The following is a 14,007-nucleotide window of genomic DNA, read 5'->3' on the forward strand; positions in this document are numbered from 1 at the left end:
GCATGCCTTCCAACATTAAGACATCATAGGAATTTCACCTAATAATTCAGATATGAAGTTAGACTGAACATCAGTCTTCTAGTTTTATTGCATATTTCTATGCAGATTGTCTAGAAACAATTCATACGGTGTGATTTTCCACTGCCAACTTGTCCTAAAAAAGCTATACTATTTTTTCTAGTGTTTTTTATGAGCTTAAAGCTTTTAAAGTATTTTAGAGCAGTATCCATTGCCTTTTCTGTGGCTTCATTATAAATTTTATAATTTTTAAAAGTCAGCTTATTTTTTTGAGTTTCTATGCCTGAAAAACTCCACATTCTTTTAACCTTGTCCATTTCTCTGCACTTACAGAATATAATGGTATCTTGAGCATCAGGAGAGTGTTTTATAATATAGCCTTTTCCACCACAAATAGGACACAATTCTTTAGCTTCAGTTTCAGATGAGCCCTTCCAGGTCTCTTTGATGCCATATGTTTTTTTCATCCTTTGTTTTATGGTTTCCATATTCTCTTTTCTCAATTTTTGAATTAAAGTAAGGACTCTTTCCATAGTCTCTCTCTGATTTTCCAACTTTTTTTCCTCCTTTATGTTTTTTATAATTCTTTAAAAAGTCTATAACTTCTTCTTCCTGCTTTAACCCTTTATGTTTCCAGCTGTACAGAACTTTTTCAATATATCTTAAATTTTTAGCATTACTTTTTAAGGCCTGCTTCATTCCAAGTATAATTAAATCTTTGGAATCAAAATCATCCATAAAAACTTTTAACTGCTGAATTTCATAAGGACTAGCACAGCTTATATTTTTTCTGTAAAAATTTACAACATCGCTGAACTCTCTCTTTTTTTCTTCTTCTTTAAAGCTAGTCTCTGTAGTAATCTCTGGTATTGCTTTATTAAAATTGGCGTTATCCATTTGACTTTTTGGCATTACGGAAGAAGCTAAGTTGTACCTATTAATTAACTTATTTGCTTTATCAACATGTTTCGAAGATCTACATTCTTTTTCTGCGGAGATATTTGATTCATTTAAATTTTCATAAGTTTTATTTTTAGAATCATAATCATGTTGAGCTTTTGAATTTTCATTATCCACAAAAGCATCATATAAGCTTTCAAGTTTTTCATAATTTATGGTGTACCATTTGGTTTTGTCCATTTTTGATTTATTAAAATTAGAACTTAAAACTACTCCAGCATCTTCAAGTTTTTTTATAGCTCTTATTATGGTTCTTTTACATAAAAAGTTTATTTGACTGTGCCAGGCTTCATAGCTATTGTAAATCCAAGGAGTACCATCTATTATGTGTTTGCTTTTTAAAAGCCAGTAATGCATCTGCTGAAGTATTATACTTTCCGTAACTCCAAAAATTTCTGCAAGCTTAGGCTGAAAAACCATAGTAATTTCATTTTCTAAAAGTACTTTTTTCATAATGTACACCATTCCTTTACTTATATATTTTTAAACTTTAAGCATTATACAACACAACTGCAAGTAACCGAAGCAACTTTTTCAGAGGACATAGGACAGAGGAAAATTGACAGTGAAGAAGGATTTTTCTCCATTACACTACGAAAAATCTTTAATTAAGTTTTGGATATAATAATTTGTTTTAGCTTCTCCAGTGCTCTTTCTTTTCTCTTTTTTACAGCTTCATATTTTATATTTTTGAGTTTTGCATATTCCTTTAAGGTTTTTTCTTTAAAATAGTACCAGTATATAATTTCTCTAAAGTCACAGGGAAGAAGTTGTAAAGCTTTTCTTAAAAGTTTACTATCTTCCCTTAATAGAAAATTTTCTTCAATATCTTCAGGGCTTAAAAGCATGTCCATGAACTCAGTACCTTCTTTTGTAGTATTGTTTAGACTAGATTCAAATTTTTCTCCATTTCTTTTATTTAGAGCACTTCTCAGTTCATTATTTGCAGCATTCTTAATAACAGTATTAGCATAGGTTGTAAAGGCATTTTTTAAGTTACAGTTATATTTAAATACAGCCTTAAATAAAGCAAAGTTTTCTATTTGAATAAGATCTTCTGTTTCATATCCATTTATATAAATAGAATTAGCAGTTTTATAAATAAAGCCTTGAAATCTTTTCAGTATCTGCTTAAGAGATATTTTATCTCCTTCTTGAGCTTTTTTTACTAAATCTTCAAGTTCTTCTATAATAATCACCACCCAGCAATACAATTAATAAGAATAAGAAACCACCTCAAAGTTTCAACAAGGATTTGATCTCGTTATAGTTTTTTATAATGAATCCTTTGCAGTATTTGAATAGTTCCTTAAAGGACTCATTATCTTTGGACCTTAACTTTTTTGGAAAATTTTGAAAATTAGTTTCGTAAGTAAGCATATTATTACCCCTCTTTCTTTTTTTACTCTTCAATAGCTTATTTCCAATTTATGAATGAAATGTTGCATAAATCGTTTTACTTATTTATACAGCTTTTTTCTACAATACGTGAAAAAGTTAGTGTTATATGCTGATTGTTTAAAATTAAGGAAGAAACATAACTACTTTTAGTGCTGAATTTTTTCTATATAGATAAGTTTTATGGGAAAAATAATTCAAAAAAAATTCTGATTGGCTTACTAACAATCAGAATTTTTTAAAGTTGATTATTTTGTATCAGGGATCATTTGACTTTTTTTCATCCAGTAACATTTGGTTTATAGCATTGGATAAATTATTTATGCTGCAGGTTAAGTTTTCCATTTTGCTTTCGATTCTTACTAAAAGATAAACGGATACTGCAATAGGAAAACCTAAATTGCCTATTAAATTTACAAGATTTATTTCCATAGTTTAAACCTCCAAGGATAATCATACATAACTTTCAACTTTCCACTATCAATTATAAACAGTTAAAAAACATGTATAGGTGTTAAAAGGGCTGACACACTAATTAGTGTAACAGCCCGTAATAAATATTATGAGTTTAAAAATTTACTTTACTGCTAAGCTTGAACTGCTTCTTTCTATTAAGTGAGCTGAATCCTTTGTTTTTAAGTCTAAACCACCACATGTAAATATATTTTTAGCCAATATTACATCCATAGCTGCTTTAACTTCAGCTTCAGTAATATCATTCTTAACGTTGTTTAAGGTTATAGAAGATTTTTTTCCATCTTCATTTAAAAAAGTCATAGATAACGATTTTGCCATACTAAAACCTCCTTTTTCATTTTAAAATAGTTAAATGTTTAATTTTTGTAGTTTAATCATAATGCAAAGCATTTTTTAGAGTTAGCAAAAAATCAACCTTCACTGTCCATTGTCTTCTGTCAACTGTCCTCTAAAAATAGTACTTCGTATTATTTTTAAGCATTAGTTATTCCACTTTGGTCTTCTCTTATAAGTTCATCTAAAGTTCTTCCAAGCAGTTTTTCAAATTCCTTTGCTACATCAAAAAGATCTTGATCCGCTGCTGAAGTTTTGATTTTTGAAAAACTCTGTTTCTTGATTACCTCCTTCCCGTTTTTATCCACCCCGTCTGGGTATTTAAGAATCATTACAGTTTCAAGTTTTGTTGCTTTTGCAGCCATGATTACCATCTCCTTTCACTTAATATATAGGGAGAAGTTTTTAAAAGGGGACAGAGATTTTTAGAGAATGTTTTAGGATTAAAGAAAATCAGGCAATTACTGTTAGAAGAATATATCAGAAATTTTTTTGATAGGTAGTAGTACTATACAATAGTAGAGCATTTTACACAAATAAGAATTATAATATTGATACATATGGAAATATATAAATAAAATAATGGTTTATAAATACCACGCTGAAGTAATATTCAGAGTGGTATTTAATATTCTAAATTATTATCAAGCAATTTAATAAAATCATCCATAGTTAGGATACTTGCTTTTTCTTAATTATTCTAACAACTCAGCAGAAATAATCGGAATTTTAAATTTTTCTTCAAACCCATCCATTGGAACACCATCATAACTATATAGTTTTTTTAAGAGCCTCCATAATGTTTCCAATTCTTCTTTGCTGAAATCTTTAAATATATCGTTCATAAAATTTTTCTTAGCATCCTTTGAATTTTTCGAAACAGAATAGATGCCAGCTTCTGTCAATACTACATTAACAGCTCTTTTATCCTTTTCTGATGGCATTACTGAAATATATTTTTTCTTCTCAAGGCTTTTGATAATCCTTGTTGCATTCTGCTTAGTGGTGCCCAATTTACCTGCTATATTTATGATTGTAGCATCACCTTCAGGTATATGAAGTATTGCTAAGAGTGTTAACATCTGCTTAAGTGTTAGATCTCCGGAGTAATTATCACCTGCAGTCTGAAGCTTGTTTGAAGTCGTCATGAGACTAGCACATGTCTGATCCATTATATATTCTAGTTCGTTAAAATTTTTGTTATCCAAATTCAATCCTCCTAACTGATATAGTCAATAAAAATATTATATCACATATAGACAACGGGTTGACAAATTATTTTTAAGGGTATATATTACATTTAGACAATGCGTTGACTAATATTAAAAAAAGAATTTTAAGGAGAATAAAAATGAAATTTTTAACTTTTATGGGAAGTCCAAAGAAAAACGGAAAAACTGATTTTGTACTATCACTATTCGAAGACAAGATGAGAAAAGCTGGACATGAAATCGAGAGAATTAATGTCATAGATATAAACATTAATGGCTGTAAAGAATGTTACGCCTGCACAGGTAAAAGCTCAGAACATGGATGTCCTCAAAAGGATGATTGGGACATGGTATTTAAAAAAATGCTTGCTGCAGATGCTTTAATATATGCAACACCACTTTTTTGCTATGGTATGAGCGCTCAACTTAAACCACTTACGGACAGACACTTTAGCATAATGGATAAGGATCTGATAAAAGGAAAACTTTCAGCAATGCTAGTTACCTGCGGAGGTGAAGAAGCTAATAATGCAGACCTTATTCAAACAATGTTTAGACGTGGTTTTGATATAAATAAAGGAGATAAATTTAAAACCACAGTTGTCGGTACATATGTTGGGGAATGGAGTATAAAGCCTGACTTTGAAAAAAGAGCATCAGTAGTTGCAGAAAAAATGTTCAACGACTTTAACTGTGCTATTAGAAGTAAATAATTTTTAGGGAGGTAAAATAGTATATTGCTTTAATAATTTGAAAAGCATTATACCCTATATCCTGTTTTCTTCTTCGAAATCCATAATATACGCTCCTCTGATAATATTATCTTAATTTTATATTCGTTTTATGTAAAGAACAAGGAGTTAAACTAGTAAAAAAATAGGCAGATGTCAAAGGATTTAAAGGATTTTAAGTGAATATTGATGTGTGTTATGTTCCATCAGACTTAGGTTTGAAGGAATTTTTGTTTTAGGGAGTGTGCAACTACGCAGAAATAAAGATATTTGCATTGAGGTTTAGGTTTTGAGTATTGGTTATAATTAATGGCATAACGTCTCATAGTTTTTATACTAGCTAAATTCAAAAAGAAAAACTTATATAGAGGTACTTATAGGGATTTGAATAAAAATTTCTATGAGTTTCTTAATATCTAGTTAGAAAATATATTTTCTTAAGCTTTTGAGTGTAAAGAATTTACTTGAGGGTTTTTATAATATTAGATAATTATTTTTAAATTACATAAAGTTTGTAGTCATGCAAAAATAGTGTTGAATTTATGAGAGTAGATTGAAATTATTTATAGATTAATTTAATTTTAAAATATACAATTTGAATATTTTATCAACAATGAAATAAAAGGATGGCGTTGTTCATAATTGAGTTTAATCTAATTTTATATAGTATTTAGAATTGCTATTATGTATATTAATTTATATGTATACCATTATTTAATGTAAATAATAGTTTATTCTATTAGATTTTAAATGACTATATTTTTAATAAAAATGTGTAAGTAATGTCATTGTAATTTACTGTTTAGTTTTTATCTTAGATTTTTTATTAAAACTATTTTATAAATAGATTTTTTTTAATACTTTTATTTATAAGCACGAACAAAAAGGAGGGGTATTTACAAGATTGCTAAAGAAGTATATAATATTAGCTAGTTTGTAAAGGAGAATAAGATATGGACTATTCAAAAATGCTTAGACAATTAATACGAGAAAATGGTGGCATTGTTTCTACTAAAATGGCTTCAGAACATGGAATCCCTCGTATATATCTTTCTGATTTTGTGAAAAAGGGAATTTTACAACGTTTTGAAAGAGGTATCTATATATCTACGAATAGTATAGATGATATGTATTGTTTTCAAATGAGATTTGATCAATCAATTTTTTCGCATGAATCAGCATTGTATCTGCATCAATACTTAAAAGATCCTCCAGAACAAAAAAATGTTACTGTTAAAACTGGAATGAATACTAAAAGTCTTATTAGGAGTGGAGCGAAAGTCTATTCGATAAAGATGGAATTATATTTATTAGGTACTACAGAAATTATAACGAATTATGGCCGAATTGTAAGATCATATGATATTGAGCGTAGCATTTGCGATATAATTCGCAGCAGGAGCAAGGTGAATAATGAAATTATAGTAAAATCATTGAAAATATATAATGATAGTCCCGAAAAAGATTTATCTAAACTCATGGAATATGCAAAAAAGTTAAATGTTTTAAGAATACTGAATGGTTATTTAGAGTTTCTATAATAGTTTTAAGGTATAAAAATTTTAGATTAAGGGGCTAAGTTAATATGGAATCAAAATTAAACTATATAATAAATCTTTTAGCTAAAGATATTAAAGGTAAACTTCCAAAAGAATTTGAAGCTAGGTATTATGAAAAAATGTCTTTTTCTAAAGAGAATATTGTTGTTGAATTGAAAAAAGATTTATTGCATGAAACTATAAGCTTTGAGATAGCTTTTATCCATGTTATTTTATTTGTTATTATAAAAATATTAAATTGCAAAGAACAGAACTATCTTTTATTTTTAATAAAGTTAGATAAAGATAAGTTTTTTTCATGGTATAAACCAGAAGAAAAATTTTTAAAGAAATACCTAGAGAAACTAGAGATAGATAATAGTTTGGATGTTTATTCTTTGATAAATCAACATGATAAATTAATTAATAAAGATATTAAAAAGAAATTAGGGCAGTTTTATACTCCAGTTGATATTGTTAAAAGAATAATTATGGAAATGAAGAGTAGTTTGAAAAATCTTCAAATGGGAGATTCAGTGATTGATCCAGCATGTGGCACAGGGGTTTTTTTAATTGAAACTTTGAAAATGCTAAAAAGTAAGTTTCACATAGTTGAGTTAATTCACTATGTGAATGAAAATGTTTATGGATTTGATGTGAATCCGTTTGCAATACTTGCAACAAAGATAAATCTCATGTATGAAATGTGTGTGCAAGCAGGATCAAAACTTGAAAATGTAGTTGAATTTATTTTACAATCAAATACAGTGTTTAGAAATGTTCAATGGAAAAATACTATAATTGAAAATGATTCTAACAAATATACAATAATTTTAGGAAATCCACCCTATTTTAAACTTAACAAGAAATCCATTAAAGAAATTTCTGATTATGATGATATATTATATGGACAACCTAATATATATTCATTTTTTATGCATTGGGGAATAGAACATTTAAGTAAAGATGGTATCATGTGCTTTATTGTTCCTCAGTCTATAAGATCTGGTCTATATTTTAAAAAATTGCGAGCTAAAATGTCTAGTTTAAGGATTAAATCTATCATACATATAGATTCTAGACAGAATATATTTGATAGAGCAGAACAAGCAGTACTTATTATATGTTTGGAAAATAAACCAGTAGCAAACACTAAAACCAAAATTCAGTTTTATGATGGTAATGGTTCAATAAATGCTGAGTTTAAAATCTCTAGATCAAAATTAATGATGAATCAATCATATAATAATATTTTCATAATTAATAGAAAAGTAGAGATGTATGATATTTTAGATAAAGTATATGCAAATAGTTTATCAATGGATAGTGATAATAGAAATCTTAAATTTAGTAATGGACTCTTTGTTTGGAATCAACACAAGGAAGATATTGTGGATTATGAGGAGCAAGCAGTTCCTATCATATATGGTGGCAATGTACAACCTTTAGAATTCAATTTTAATCAATGCTCCTCTAACAAGGAACGAAAACAATTTGCAAAAATTAATGATAAGACAAAAACGTTTGCACTTAGTGGAAGACGTCTTTTAGTCCAAAGAACTACTAACTTTGAAAAGGATATTCGATTGAAGGCATGTATAATTCCTGATAGTTTTTTAGAAATTTATAAAACATATTTTTTAGAAAATCATGTTAATTTTCTATGCCACAATGATGGAAAGAGCTATTTATTAGAAAAAGAAGTGCTTTATTATTATTTAGGAATGCTTAATTCAAAATTAGTAAATTATATCTTTATTAGTAAGAGTGGAAATACACAAGTATCGGCAAATGAGCTAAATTCGCTTCCCTTCCCAATAACAGATATAAGTGAGATTGCACAGTTTGTGAGAAAATATATGAAAAATTTAAAGGAATATCAAAAGGAATTAGATTTATTAGTTTGCAGGTCATATATGTTATCTGAAAACGAAACTGATTTTATTATTAAGTATTGAGGTGAAATAGATGAAAAAATTAAAGTTTAGAACAAATTCAAGGCATATTAGTCAGTTGGGACGAGAACTTGTGACAGATTTTGTGACAGCTCTTGTTGAACTTATAAAAAATTCTTATGATGCTGATGCTTATGGAGTAAAGATAATTTTAGATAAACCTAATACACCAGATAGCAAAATAATTCTTATTGATACTGGTTCTGGTATGACTCAAGAAGATTTTGAAAATAAATGGATGGTAATAGGAACTAATAATAAGGTCACAGAGCCTTTTTCTATAAAAGGAAGAAAAAAAGCTGGCAAAAAGGGTATTGGACGATTTTCAGTAGAAAGAATTGCAGAAAAAGTAAGTATATATTCTTTTACTAGTAATGAAGAACCTTTTAAAGTAAATATTAACTGGAATAGCTTTGAAGATATAAATATTTCATCATTAATCCAAAGAATTAATATTTTAAAAGATCATGAAGATCCATCAGCTGCAAAGTTTATTTGCAGTCAAATAGAATACTTTTTTCTCACAAACAAGGTTGATAAAGAGGATAAAGATTTAGTAGCTGCTTTGCTAAAGAAAAAAGAACTTAAGTATTCTATGTTTTATAATCAAGAGTTCCTTGATATTTTAAAAAATGATATTGTGCCTATACTTAAAAAATATGAAGATATTGAACAGTTAGTTGAAGAAGTAGAAAGTTCATTAGAGATTATTGATCCTAAAGAAGATGTAATTGTTTATAACTTACTTAATGATATTTATCAAAAATATAATTTAAATACACCACAAACGGGCATGATTTTAGTAATGAAAGGGTTAAGAGATCAATGGAAGCAAAAGGATATTGATAAACTGCAAAAAGAGTTAAGGTTATTAGTTGCGCCAGATTTGATTGAAAAAGATCCATTTAAAATAGAATTAGTTGCACCAGAGTTTCAAATTGATGATATTATTTTAGTAAATGAAATATTAGATTTGAAGTATGCTAAAGTTGAAGCAAAAATATATAATAATGGAAAAAAAGTACATATATGTTATAATGATAGGGATGGTAAAAGTGATTTAATTGAAGAGGTTTCAGAGGAACCTTATCTTTGCGGAGATATAGATGCTGAAATATATTTCTTTTTACGTGACTCTAATAATCTTACAAATGCAGGTGCAGGATACAATTTTAGATTTGCACAAAAAATGTTGGATACTTATTGTGGAATTAAAATTTATCGTGATAGCTTTAGAGTAAAACCTTATGGTGATATTGGAAATGATTGGCTATTCCTTGATCAAAAGAAAGTAAAAGATACACATGGCTATTTAGTTGGTAACAATCAGGTTATTGGAGTAATTAAGATTAGTGATATCACAAATCCATTACTAGTAGATGCTACAAATAGGGAAGGAATAATTGAAAATGAAGCTTACGAACAATTAAAACATTTTATAACCCGTTGTACTAATTTAATTAGTGATGTCAGAAGAAAGGCTTATTTGGAAAAGCAAGAAAGAGAAAGAATATTAGAAGAACAGAAATCTAAAATAGATGATCAATTTAATAATGTAAAGCAACAATATCAGAGTAATTCCTTTGTTAAGCAAATTGAAGAAGTTACAAAAGTAGTTAATAAAGAAGATATTCCTAAAAAGTTGGAAATTTTAGTAAAGGCTTATATTGAAGATTCAGAAAGAAAAAAATCTGATATTCAAAAATTACAGCTAGATTATGACAAACATTATAATGATACTAAAAAAATGTATCAAGAAAAAATTAATTTTCAAGAAAGTGAATTGAATCTTTATAAAAATTTAGCTTCACTTGGAATGTTAACAGGGTCTTTTGGACATGAGACAAGTGATATTGTTAGTAGGATTCAAACAAGTATTCACCTCGCCAATATTTACTTAGATATAAATAGTGAAAAAGAAAAAATTAAAGATATTATTGAAATTGTTAACGATGATTTTAAAAGAATATATTCTTATAGCAACCTTATAGTTAATTTCTTAAGAAAAAGAAAACGAGAATCTAGGGTAGATGTAGAATTAGATACTGTATTAAAAGAAGTATGTGGATTCTATAGTAATATTGTAGCATCATTTGATGTTGAATTAAAGTATCATTGCCAAGAAGGAATTACCTTTTTTATGAAACAAATAGATTTAGAATCTATTATTATAAATATGATAACAAATGCCTTTGAGCAAGTAAAGGGAAGAACAAAACGTATAATTCAGATTGAAATTAAACAAAGTATTTCACATATTATTTTGAACTTTGAGGATTCTGGTAATGGAGTACCAAAAGGAAAAGAAAATGATATATTTAGACCTTTTGAAACAACAAAAGAAGAAGGAATTGGATTGGGTTTGAATATTGTAAAAGACATTGTTGAAAACTATAATGGAGAAATAAAAGTTGAAAGATCAGAAGCTCTGTTGGGAGCAAAATTTATAGTTTTATTTCCTAAAGGAGGTAGTGATGAATGATTAAAAAGTTAAAAGGTCTTTTTATAGAAGATGAGGTTGCGAATATTAAAATATATACCGAATTATTTGCTTTAGAAGGTTTAGAACTAGAATGTCTTGACAAACTTCCTGAAAACTTGGAAAGGTTTTATGATATTGTATTAGAAAAGAATGTTGATTTTTTAATAATTGATTATCATCTAGATAAACAAGTTACATATAAGGGAATAGATGTATTACGAGAAATACGAAAATCAGATAGCACTATATATGCTGTATTACTTACAAATTATCAGTTAGAGGATTTTGCTGACCAATTTGGTGATTATGATTATGAATTAAAAAAAGATACAATTGTGGAGAGATATAAAGATGTAGCCGAGAAAATAAAGAGAGCATGCGAACTACGAAAGGAGAATTTAATTTATAAGTCAATTGATGGGCAGCAATCAGAAGAATCGGATACAATAAAATTATTGAGAGAAATTAGTTCAAAACTAGATACTAAAGAATGATTGGAGGGAAATATGCATGGAGTATCATAGGAAAAATAGGTGGGCAAATTATGGAACTATTAAATGTAAGGAGTATTTAAGAAACGATTTTTCACATGAATGTGCTTATTGTAAAATACAAGAAAAAGAAGTAGGATTAGTTGATTCGGCATACTTTGAAATAGACCATTTTAGACCACAATCAGATGATGATCCAAAATTCAATCCACATTTATATAATAATCTATATTATTCTTGCGAGAAATGTAACAGCGAAAAAAGTGATACATGGAGTAAAATGCTATTGGATCCATGTCAGGATGAAATATTTTCTGGATCAAATCCACCAATATTAGGTGGATACAATCCAGAATTTCTTTATAAATATAAGGGAGCAAATGATCGAGGCGAATTTTATATTAATACGTTTAAACTTAATTCTAGACATCATATTAGAATCAGAAAACGTAGAGTTGATAGAAATAATAATATTAGAATTATAGATAAGTTAGTTGATGAAATTTTGCAGAAGTTTTCTAATAAAAAAGATACAGGGAATCTACATGAATTAATTAAACAACTAGATAATTTACGTTTGGATAAGAAAAGAGAACTTTCTAAGTTGTCTGAAAATGAGAATTTCGAGTTAGTTGAAGAACATCTTTTAAAGCATAATATTAAAAGTAGTATTGTTTTTGAAGAATATAATATGGATATTAAAATTAAAGTGGGAGAATACAGTTGTTATTGTGAGTTATGTATTGATGATTCACAAAATGATAAAGAAGAAAAATTAAAATTTATAGATAAAGAAAGATTAGAAACGTGGTATAAAAGGCTAAGCTATAAATTTGGTATATTGTATTATTATCCTAAGTTGGACAAACTATATTTCTATCCAATATCAAATAATATAAGTAAGGATGATTTAAGTAAATTTGGAACTAAAAAGCAAATTAAGTTAACTAGTGAGTTATTAATTTAATTGTAGAAAAATTAATGAATTTACTAGGTGTAAAATATGTTTAAGAAAAGATTACCATGGTTTAAAATTGTACAAGTGTATAGATAGAATTAAAGCAATCTCGGACATTATATATGCCTGAGATAAGGGACAGTTTCTCGTGTAAAAATATCTTGTCACTTTTAATTATAACCACCGATTTAGTAATGTCGGTGGCTTTGTTCATACCTTCTCTAAAAAATTAGCCTGTGGTACATAAAGAACATTTAATTTATATCCTCTATTATTTAATATCTGTGCCTTTATCATTGCAAGTTCAGTATGTGCAACTAGTATAGTAGCTATATTAGCAAGGAGATAATTTTCAATCATATCCTAAGGCCCCTGGGTGTAAAAAGTGGAAATTAAAAAGTGAGTCTAGCAAAGCCTGCCCTCACAAAAGAGACAGGCACTTGTAAGGAAATGTAAGATATAAACAATGAGTATCTACTAAAAAACTTTAAAATCGTTAATTTTAAGGAAAATTATTATAGTTTTACAACTTTTCTGCCAGAGCAGTTGCTCGCTTACATCCATCTGTTTTGTGAATATCTCCGGCCAGCCATACACCGGGAACTAAAACTTCTCCAATCATTTTCCATTTCAGATATGCTGCACTTCGTTCAATGGGAACACGAATACCATCTAGTACAGACATATCATCTTCTTCACAACATCCAAGTAAAATACATTCCTTGCCTGCAACCTTACGATCAGATACCACAAAGCTATAAAGTTTATCAAGAATAGCCTTAAGAGGTGCAGGAACGGCATACCAATATACCGGAGTGGAAATAACAACAACATCTGCTTCAAGTATTGCTGGTGCAATTGTATTAAAATCATCATTATAGCTGCAGGCTTTTCCCGTCTGAAAACAGGTTTCACAGGCATTGCAGTGGCCAATCTGAAGAAAAGCAGCATCAAAACGCTGTACCTTATGACCTTTTTTCTTTGCAGTATCAATAAATGCCTCAGCCATCAGCATACTGTTTCCTGCTTTACGTGGACTACCTGTTATTACTACAATTTTTTTCATGATGTTACTCCTCCTTACGATTAACTTCTCCCCATTTGCAAAGACTGTCAAGAATTGGCAAAAGCGAATTTCCACGCTCAGTGAGGCTATATTCTACCTTGGGTGGAATCTGTGGATATTCTTTGCGAAACACTAGATGGTCAGTTTCCAGTTCTTTCAGTGTTGTACTCAGCATCTTAAAAGAAATATAGGGGATATATTTCTTCATTTCATTAAAACGAACAGTTCCATATTCTGCAAGGCAGTAAAGGACAATAATTTTGAACTTACCGTTTATGCGAGATAAGGTATAGCTAAAATCTGTATCTTCCAGTTCTCGTCGTATTTGTTCGGCACGATTCATATTTATTCTCCTTTCCTTCCAATGTCTCAATTATGTTCTATAAAAA

General features: G+C 28.5%; 16 protein-coding genes. 6 read left to right on the forward strand and 10 right to left on the reverse strand.

The window, feature by feature from the left end; genetic code table 11:
* Positions 1-110 precede the first annotated feature (110 nt).
* From HBE96_RS24840 to HBE96_RS24870, 7 genes are all read right to left on the reverse strand, one after another.
* Complete coding sequence (locus HBE96_RS24840; protein WP_206155067.1) at positions 111-485, reverse strand: hypothetical protein; 375 nt, start codon at positions 483-485, stop codon at positions 111-113.
* Positions 439-1,431, reverse strand: coding sequence for a DnaD domain-containing protein (locus HBE96_RS24845; RefSeq protein ID WP_169300409.1), 993 nt, complete (start codon positions 1,429-1,431; stop codon positions 439-441). Before HBE96_RS24845 ends, HBE96_RS24840 begins: the two co-directional genes overlap by 47 nt.
* Before the next feature lie 155 nt (positions 1,432-1,586).
* Positions 1,587-2,180 carry a sigma-70 family RNA polymerase sigma factor gene (locus tag HBE96_RS24850; protein WP_169300410.1) on the reverse strand — a complete coding sequence of 198 codons (594 nt, stop codon included), beginning with the start codon at positions 2,178-2,180 and terminating at the stop codon, positions 1,587-1,589.
* Between the two features lie 454 nt (positions 2,181-2,634).
* Positions 2,635-2,808, reverse strand: coding sequence for a YvrJ family protein (locus HBE96_RS24855; protein WP_169300411.1), 174 nt, complete (start codon positions 2,806-2,808; stop codon positions 2,635-2,637).
* A gap of 144 nt (positions 2,809-2,952) precedes the next feature.
* The gene (locus tag HBE96_RS24860) at positions 2,953-3,171 is read right to left on the reverse strand and encodes a DUF2922 domain-containing protein (protein WP_169300412.1); all 219 of its coding nucleotides are present in this window, start codon (positions 3,169-3,171) and stop codon (positions 2,953-2,955) included.
* A gap of 155 nt (positions 3,172-3,326) precedes the next feature.
* Positions 3,327-3,551: a DUF1659 domain-containing protein gene (locus HBE96_RS24865; RefSeq protein WP_169300413.1), complete on the reverse strand. Its 225-nt coding sequence runs from the start codon at positions 3,549-3,551 to the stop codon at positions 3,327-3,329.
* Between the two features lie 330 nt (positions 3,552-3,881).
* On the reverse strand, positions 3,882-4,394 hold the full coding sequence (locus tag HBE96_RS24870; protein ID WP_206155068.1) for a MarR family winged helix-turn-helix transcriptional regulator: 513 nt from the start codon (positions 4,392-4,394) through the stop codon (positions 3,882-3,884).
* 143 nt (positions 4,395-4,537) lie between these two features.
* On the opposite strand from HBE96_RS24870, the gene HBE96_RS24875 reads away from it, so the two are divergent.
* The 6 genes from HBE96_RS24875 (at position 4,538) to HBE96_RS24900 (ending at position 12,561) form a co-directional block, all read left to right on the forward strand.
* On the forward strand, positions 4,538-5,110 hold the full coding sequence (locus HBE96_RS24875; RefSeq protein ID WP_169300414.1) for a flavodoxin family protein: 573 nt from the start codon (positions 4,538-4,540) through the stop codon (positions 5,108-5,110).
* Positions 5,111-6,081: 971 nt separating this feature from the next.
* Entirely contained in the window at positions 6,082-6,669 is a 588-nt protein-coding gene (locus tag HBE96_RS24880; protein ID WP_169300415.1) for a type IV toxin-antitoxin system AbiEi family antitoxin domain-containing protein, read from the forward strand.
* A gap of 44 nt (positions 6,670-6,713) precedes the next feature.
* The gene (locus HBE96_RS24885; protein ID WP_169300416.1) at positions 6,714-8,624 is read left to right on the forward strand and encodes an Eco57I restriction-modification methylase domain-containing protein; all 1,911 of its coding nucleotides are present in this window, start codon (positions 6,714-6,716) and stop codon (positions 8,622-8,624) included.
* Positions 8,625-8,634: 10 nt separating this feature from the next.
* A complete protein-coding gene (locus HBE96_RS24890; RefSeq protein WP_169300417.1) occupies positions 8,635-11,103 on the forward strand; it encodes a sensor histidine kinase in 2,469 nt (822 codons plus the stop codon).
* Positions 11,100-11,597 carry an LM5578_1851 family response regulator gene (locus tag HBE96_RS24895; RefSeq protein WP_206155069.1) on the forward strand — a complete coding sequence of 166 codons (498 nt, stop codon included), beginning with the start codon at positions 11,100-11,102 and terminating at the stop codon, positions 11,595-11,597. Before HBE96_RS24890 ends, HBE96_RS24895 begins: the two co-directional genes overlap by 4 nt.
* 16 nt (positions 11,598-11,613) lie before the next feature.
* A complete protein-coding gene (locus tag HBE96_RS24900) occupies positions 11,614-12,561 on the forward strand; it encodes an HNH endonuclease (protein ID WP_169300418.1) in 948 nt (315 codons plus the stop codon).
* A 201-nt stretch (positions 12,562-12,762) separates the two neighbouring features.
* On the opposite strand, the gene HBE96_RS24905 is transcribed toward HBE96_RS24900, so the two are convergent.
* From HBE96_RS24905 to HBE96_RS24915, 3 genes are all read right to left on the reverse strand, one after another.
* Complete coding sequence (locus tag HBE96_RS24905; protein WP_169300419.1) at positions 12,763-12,912, reverse strand: hypothetical protein; 150 nt, start codon at positions 12,910-12,912, stop codon at positions 12,763-12,765.
* Between the two features lie 163 nt (positions 12,913-13,075).
* Positions 13,076-13,618 (reverse strand): flavodoxin family protein, encoded by a 543-nt coding sequence (locus tag HBE96_RS24910; RefSeq protein ID WP_206155070.1) that lies wholly within the window; start codon positions 13,616-13,618, stop codon positions 13,076-13,078.
* A gap of 4 nt (positions 13,619-13,622) precedes the next feature.
* Complete coding sequence (locus HBE96_RS24915) at positions 13,623-13,961, reverse strand: winged helix-turn-helix transcriptional regulator (protein ID WP_169300420.1); 339 nt, start codon at positions 13,959-13,961, stop codon at positions 13,623-13,625.
* Positions 13,962-14,007 lie beyond the last annotated feature (46 nt).

This window comes from Clostridium muellerianum, from assembly GCF_012926525.1.
In the GTDB taxonomy this organism is placed as follows: domain Bacteria; phylum Bacillota; class Clostridia; order Clostridiales; family Clostridiaceae; genus Clostridium_AM; species Clostridium_AM muellerianum.